Annotated in this window: 3 protein-coding genes; all 3 read left to right on the forward strand. The window is 33.9% G+C overall.

All coding sequences use genetic code 11. The annotated features are described in order from the left end of the window. Positions 1-269: 269 nt before the first annotated feature. Positions 270-797, forward strand: coding sequence for an FMN-binding protein (locus tag WBN21_RS14380; protein WP_424201460.1), 528 nt, complete (start codon positions 270-272; stop codon positions 795-797). Further along, positions 798-1,286: a hypothetical protein gene (locus tag WBN21_RS14385; protein ID WP_424201462.1), complete on the forward strand. Its 489-nt coding sequence runs from the start codon at positions 798-800 to the stop codon at positions 1,284-1,286. It abuts the gene before it with no gap. 91 nt (positions 1,287-1,377) lie between these two features. Further along, on the forward strand, positions 1,378-1,792 hold a 415-nt coding region (locus WBN21_RS14390), incomplete at its 3' end, for an IMP dehydrogenase (RefSeq protein WP_424201464.1).

A 1,792-nucleotide genomic window follows, 5' to 3' on the forward strand; every position in this document is an offset into this window, starting at 1 on the left:
AAACTTCGGAATCGGAGTTTGGTTCTAATAAAATTTGGGCGTTACCCAAAAGGGTCGGGCTTTCGGCAGTCGCTTTTTTGTGTTGCATACTTGCCTGCCGGCAGGCAGGGGTGCAACAACACAAAAAGAGCTTCAACAAATGCCTTTTTCCCTGCCTGCCGGCAGGCCTAACGCACAAGTACCAAATAGCTTATTTATTAATTTCATATTATTAATAAGCTATTTGGCATTTTAATTGTTAGCATAATAAAAAACAATACTTTTGCAATATGAATTTAAAACCAGTTTCAATATTTGTTTTAGCTTTAATACTCATGTCTTTTGGTTTGCCACAAAACATTCAGAAAAAGGTGGATAAGGAAATCGAAAAAACCTATGGTATTGAAACCTTTAATTTCACCGAAGTTAAAATTGCTTCTGAAGTTGCAAAGGACTTACCATCAAAATTCGAATCCAATAACTTCTTTAAAATAGACGATAAAGGCAATCTTTTAGGATATGCCTATCTATCAAAAGCTCCAAGTAAAACGGCACAGTTTGATTATTTAGTTTTGCTTGATAAAGATTTAATTGTTTTAAAATCAAAAGTTTTAATCTACCGAGAAGAATACGGTGGTGAAATAGGAAGCACCCGTTGGTTAAAACAATTTATAGGTAAAAAAGGTGGCGATGAGGTAAAACATGGCGAAAATATTGTAGCCATTTCAGGAGCAACCATTTCAGTTCGTTCCATGACAAATGCTATGAACGATCTTCTCAAGTCTTTAAAAATACTTCAAAACAAAAACATCCTTTAAATGCATTTAAACGGCTTAATACTTACATTTCCAAAGGAGATTAAATTATTAATCGGAGCCTTCATAATGGTATTAAGTATAGGTTTTTATACCGGTTTATTATTTGTAGGCGAAACATCTTCAGCAAACCCAAATGGTATAGAAGAGCAGTATTTAGGTAATGAAGCTGATGAAGCCGCTGATATTATGCGCTTCAAAAAAAGCCCTCAAGAAATGCTCACTTTAGTCCATAATCATATTTTATCAATGTCAATCATTTTCTTTTTAGTAGGCTTATTAGTTTCTATTACAAAGCTCAATAAAAAAATTAAAATGTTTTTAATAGTAGAACCTTTTATATCAGTAATTCTAACATTTGGGGGGCTTTATTTACTCTGGACAGGAATGCTCTGGATGAAGTATATTGTTATGTTTTCAGGCTTATTAATGACCCTTACTTTTACAGCTTCAACAGTCATTATTTTGAAACAGTTATTTCAGAAATCATAGATAATAGCAAGATATTTTCTTAACAAAAAATAAGCGCTTTTATCTATTTTAATATCGTATATTTGCACGCAATTATAATGATAATTGCAACATGACTGCACACGAAAACAAAATTGTCGGAGAAGGTTTAACCTATGATGACGTACTATTAGTACCAGCCTTTTCTGAAGTCCTTCCAAGAGAGGTTAATATTCAAACAAAATTTACCCGAAACATTACTATTAATGTGCCCATTATATCCGCTGCCATGGATACGGTTACTGAAAGTAAAATGGCTATAGCCATGGCGCAAGAAGGCGGTATTGGTGTGTTGCACAAAAACATGTCAATTGAGGCACAAGCACAAAAGGTAAAAAGAGTAAAACGTGCAGAAAGTGGAATGATTATAGATCCCGTTACGTTACCTCTTACAGCTGAAGTAAAGCATGCCAAATTAAGTATGGCAGAACATGGTATTGGTGGTATTCCTATTGTTGATGAACATGGTACTCTAAAGGGAATTGTTA

It is taken from the genome of Algibacter sp., assembly GCF_049667265.1.
GTDB lineage: Bacteria > Bacteroidota > Bacteroidia > Flavobacteriales > Flavobacteriaceae > Algibacter_B.

What these genes read in the sequence shown, in the direction of transcription:
- WBN21_RS14380 (WP_424201460.1), top strand. Translation starts at nt 270, where the DNA reads ATGAATTTAAAACCAGTTTCAATATTTGTTTTAGCTTTAATACTCATG.
- WBN21_RS14385 (WP_424201462.1), top strand. Translation starts at nt 798, where the DNA reads ATGCATTTAAACGGCTTAATACTTACATTTCCAAAGGAGATTAAATTA.